This window comes from Arthrobacter sp. P1_A5, assembly GCF_056406825.1.
The window spans coordinates 1-4,550 of the sequence record NZ_JBFTZL010000242.1; the positions used below are offsets into that span (position 1 = coordinate 1).

General features: G+C 67.6%; 5 protein-coding genes. All 5 read left to right on the forward strand.

Annotated features, from left to right (window positions below):
- On the forward strand, nucleotides 1-197 hold a 197-nt coding region (locus AC1D1S_RS19460; protein WP_476995247.1), incomplete at its 5' end, for a LytR C-terminal domain-containing protein.
- A gap of 158 nt (nucleotides 198-355) precedes the next feature.
- Nucleotides 356-559: a cold-shock protein gene (locus AC1D1S_RS19465; protein ID WP_028276955.1), complete on the forward strand. Its 204-nt coding sequence runs from the start codon at nucleotides 356-358 to the stop codon at nucleotides 557-559.
- A gap of 59 nt (nucleotides 560-618) precedes the next feature.
- A complete protein-coding gene (locus AC1D1S_RS19470) occupies nucleotides 619-1,887 on the forward strand; it encodes an ABC transporter substrate-binding protein (RefSeq protein WP_476995248.1) in 1,269 nt (422 codons plus the stop codon).
- Between the two features lie 295 nt (nucleotides 1,888-2,182).
- Nucleotides 2,183-3,820, forward strand: a complete 1,638-nt coding sequence (groL, locus tag AC1D1S_RS19475; RefSeq protein ID WP_028276953.1) for a chaperonin GroEL — start codon at nucleotides 2,183-2,185, stop codon at nucleotides 3,818-3,820.
- A 134-nt stretch (nucleotides 3,821-3,954) separates the two neighbouring features.
- A partial coding sequence (locus tag AC1D1S_RS19480) for an RNase H family protein (protein WP_476995249.1) occupies nucleotides 3,955-4,550 on the forward strand: 596 nt, incomplete at its 3' end.

Genomic DNA, 4,550 nt, shown 5'->3' on the forward strand with positions numbered 1-4,550 from the left:
CCTCCGACGGCTGGGTCCTGGGCGAGACAGGCAACTGGGGCGGTGTCCCGCAACAGACGTCGGTGATCTTCTACAGCGGCGTCGAGCAGAAGGACAATGCGGAGGCACTCGGAGCCCTCCTCGGCGTGGACACCCTCGTGGACTCTGCCGAGTTCAACATGCCCCTTGTCGTCGTGCTCGGCCCCGGCTACCAGTAGCCAATCCGGTTACGCCTCAATAACTATTAGGCGGCGGCCCTGCCCGCCGCCGGCGTTCCTGGGGGACGCTGTGGGTACAGTATCTGCGGATTTCTCTTCGCAGTCCGCGGCGCACATCGAGGTGGGCCGCACGCAAGCTAGCTGAAAGTGTGGACACCATGGCACTGGGAACCGTCAAATGGTTCAACGCCGAAAAGGGCTACGGCTTCATCTCCGTGGACGGTTCCGAGAACGACGTCTTCGTGCACTGGTCCGCGATCGTCGGGGAAGGCTACCGCGCCCTGGACGAGGGCCAGCGGGTGGAACTGGAAGTCGGCGAGGGCGAAAAGGGCCCGCAGGCCGAAAGTGTCCGGCCCGCCTAGTGGTACTGGCTGCCGTCACGAACGCCCCAAGGAACGCGGCCGGGCGCCGCGGAGGACATTTGCCGTTGGGCCGCGCCCTGGCGGCGGGCACAGTAGCGGCCCTGGCCCTGACGGGCTGCCTGGGCCCCGCGGGCAGCGCCCGCGTGACCAGCGCGGACGCCAGCGGTGACGGCACCCTGCGCATCGGCCTGATCCTGGACAACACCGGCAAGCAGAACTTCCTCAACGCTTCCGAGCTCGCGGCGGCCAAACTTGCCGTCAAGGAGATCAACGCTGCCGGTGGGCACAAAGGCAAACCGGTGGAGCTGCTGCCGGAAACCATCAGCACGGACACCGCCGCCCAGGCGAAAGCGCTGGTTGCCGCCAAGGCCGACGTCGTGATCGGCCCGACCGATTCCAGCCGTGCCCCGGCCGCCATCGACGTGCTGGCCAACGCCAAGGTAGCCGTGATCTCCCCGGCAAACACCGCCGCCGCGCTCAGCAACTACAAGAGCGGCGGCTACTATTTCCGCACCTCGGCCGCCGACATCGCCCAGGCCTCCGTCCTCGCCAAACTGGTCAAAGACGGAGGCGCCAGGACCCTGGCGGTGCTGCATGAGGAAGGCGACTACGGCAAAGACGTCGCCGCCGCCGTCGGCGGTGCGGCGAAACAGTCCGGACTGGAAGTGGTGGCGGACGCGGAGTTCACCCCCGGCCAGGCGCAGCAGGCTGTCGCCGCCGCTAAGGCCGCCAACCCCGACGCCGTCATCCTGGTCTCGCGCGACGGCGCACAGGGCGCCATCGCCGAGCTGAACAACGCCGGCCTCGCCGGCAAGAAGCTGGTCCTCAGCGACGGAGCAGTCAGCAAGTACGGCGCTGGCCTGGGCGCCCGGGCGCTCGAGGGTGCACGCGGGATCCTGCCCGGCGTGTTTCCCTCCGCCGCCTTCCAGGCGGACCTCGTGGCCGTTGATCCCGGGCTGAAGGACATGGTGTTCGCCGCCGAGACGTACGACGCCGTCGTCCTGGTCGCCGTCGCCGCCGCCGCAGCAGAGGACGACGCCGGGACCTCCATCGCAGCGTCCCTCGTCGCGGTCTCCGGCGGAACCCCCGCGGCAGGCGGAACGGGGGCCGGCGGCAGCCAGCCGCCCAGCAAGTCATGCACGAGCTACAAGGACTGCGTCGGCGTCCTCCGGGCAGGCCAGCGGCCCGACTACGACGGCCAGTCCGGACGGATCAACTTTGATGCCCACGGCGACATCACCGAAGCGAACTACATGGTCTCGACTTACGGCGAGGACAACCTGCCCACTGTGGACGGCACGGAAGCCGCGAGCAGCAGCGGCGGCTGATCGCTCGTAGCGTATTGTGCCCGCGTGGCGGCCGGTTCCGGCCGGCCACTGCTTGCACTCTCCCCGGGGGAGTGCTAATTATTGATTTAGCACTCCAGCGCACTGACTGCTAACACGACGCCCGGTCCGCCCGGCCGCGAAGTGGGGCAGCCGGTCCAGGAGCTAAAGAAACACCTTGCTGGGGTGAGATCCCGGACCCGGCGGCATACAGAGGCCGCGGGGTTGGGATCGTCCGTCGCGGGCACCACAGCGAAGGTTCATTCTTAACGACTGTCCCGAAAGGACTACTGCCGTTATGGCCAAGATCATTGCATTTGATGAAGAGGCACGCCGCGGTCTTGAGCGGGGCCTGAACATCCTCGCCGACGCCGTCAAGGTCACCCTCGGCCCGCGGGGACGCAACGTCGTCCTCGAAAAGAAGTGGGGCGCCCCCACGATCACCAACGATGGTGTTTCCATCGCCAAGGAGATCGAGCTGGACGATCCCTACGAAAAGATCGGCGCCGAGCTGGTCAAGGAAGTTGCCAAGAAGACGGATGACGTCGCAGGCGACGGCACCACCACGGCAACCGTGCTGGCACAGGCCCTGGTCAAGGAAGGCCTGCGCAACGTCGCGGCCGGCGCTGACCCGCTGTCCCTCAAGCGCGGCATCGAGAAGGCTGTTGACGCGGTCACCATCGAGCTCCTGGCCTCCGCCAAGGAAATCGAGACCAAGGAAGAGATCGCCGCCACCGCGTCCATCTCCGCCGGCGACAACGAGATCGGCGCCCTGATCGCCGAAGCCCTCGACAAGGTCGGCAAGGAAGGCGTCATCACCGTCGAGGAGTCGAACACGTTCGGCCTCGAGCTGGAGCTGACCGAAGGCATGCGCTTCGACAAGGGCTACATCTCCGCCTACTTCGTCACCGACGCCGAGCGCCAGGAAACGGTCCTTGAGGATCCGTACATCCTGATCGTCAACTCCAAGATCTCCAACGTCAAGGAACTGGTTGCTGTCCTGGAAAAGGTCATGCAGTCCAACAAGCCGCTGCTGATCATTGCCGAAGACATCGAGGGCGAGGCCCTGGCCACCCTGATCGTCAACAAGATCCGTGGCACCTTCAAGTCCGTCGCCGTCAAGGCTCCGGGCTTCGGCGACCGCCGCAAGGCGCAGCTGGCCGACATCGCCATCCTCACCGGTGGCCAGGTCATTTCCGAGGAAGTCGGCCTCAAGCTTGAGACCGCCGGACTCGAACTCCTTGGCAAGGCCCGCAAGGTTGTTGTCACCAAGGACGAGACCACCATCGTCGAGGGTGCAGGCGACGCCGACCAGATCGCCGGCCGCGTGTCCCAGATCCGCGCCGAGATCGAGAACTCCGATTCCGACTACGACCGCGAGAAGCTGCAGGAGCGCCTGGCCAAGCTGGCCGGCGGCGTTGCAGTCATCAAGGCCGGCGCCGCAACCGAGGTCGAGCTCAAGGAACGCAAGCACCGCATTGAGGACGCCGTCCGCAACGCCAAGGCTGCTGTCGAAGAGGGCATCGTCGCCGGCGGTGGCGTTGCCCTGATCCAGGCCGGCGCCAAGGCATTCGCGAACCTGCAGCTCTCCGGTGACGAAGCAACGGGCGCGAACATCGTCCGCGTTGCCATCGACGCCCCGCTGAAGCAGATCGCCTTCAACGCCGGCCTCGAGCCCGGCGTCGTCGTGGACAAGGTCCGCGGCCTGCCCGCAGGCCACGGCCTCAACGCCGCCACCGGCGAGTACGTCGACCTGCTGGCCGCCGGCATCAACGACCCGGTCAAGGTAACCCGCTCTGCCCTGCAGAACGCGGCTTCCATCGCCGGCCTGTTCCTCACCACCGAGGCCGTTGTAGCCGACAAGCCCGAGAAGGGTGGCGCCCCGATGGGCGGCGGCGACGACATGGGCGGCATGGGCGGCATGGGCGGTTTCTAACCACCCGCGCCAGCCATTACCGGCTGTTCGACGACGGCGGTCCCACCTTCGGGTGGGGCCGCCGTCGCCGGTTAAGCGCGGTCCCTGGCCAAGGAGCGTCGGTGGGCGTCGGCGGGTTCTGGCAGGATAGGTCAGTGACGATTACAGCAGCGGCCGACGGTTCGGCCTTAGGAAATCCCGGCCCGGCCGGCTGGGCCTGGTACGTGAATGACGACTGCTGGCGGGCCGGCGGATGGCCCCACGGCACGAACAACCAGGGCGAACTGATGGCGGTGCTGGACCTGTTCCGGGCAACGGCGCACATGCCCGGGGAAGACCTGCTGATCCTCTGCGACAGCCAGTACGTCATCAACGCCGTGACCAAGTGGATGCCCGGCTGGAAACGCAAGGGCTGGCGCAAGGCAGACGGCAAGCCGGTGCTGAACGTGGACCTCCTCAAGGACATCGACCAGGCGCTCGTGGGCCGCAAGTACACCTTCGAGTGGGTGCGGGGCCACGCGGGGCACGAGCTCAACGAGGCGGCGGACGTCCGCGCCCGGGCAGCGGCCACGGCGTACCAGCAGGGCGTGGCCGTCCGGCAGGGTCCCGGGTTCGGCACCCCGGAGGGCGAACCGCCAGCGGGCAAGACACCGCAGGACAAGACACCGCAGGGCGAGACACAGCCCGCCGCCCCGCAGCCCGACGCCCAGCCCGCCGCCCCGCAGCCCGACGCCCAGCCCGCCGCCACCCC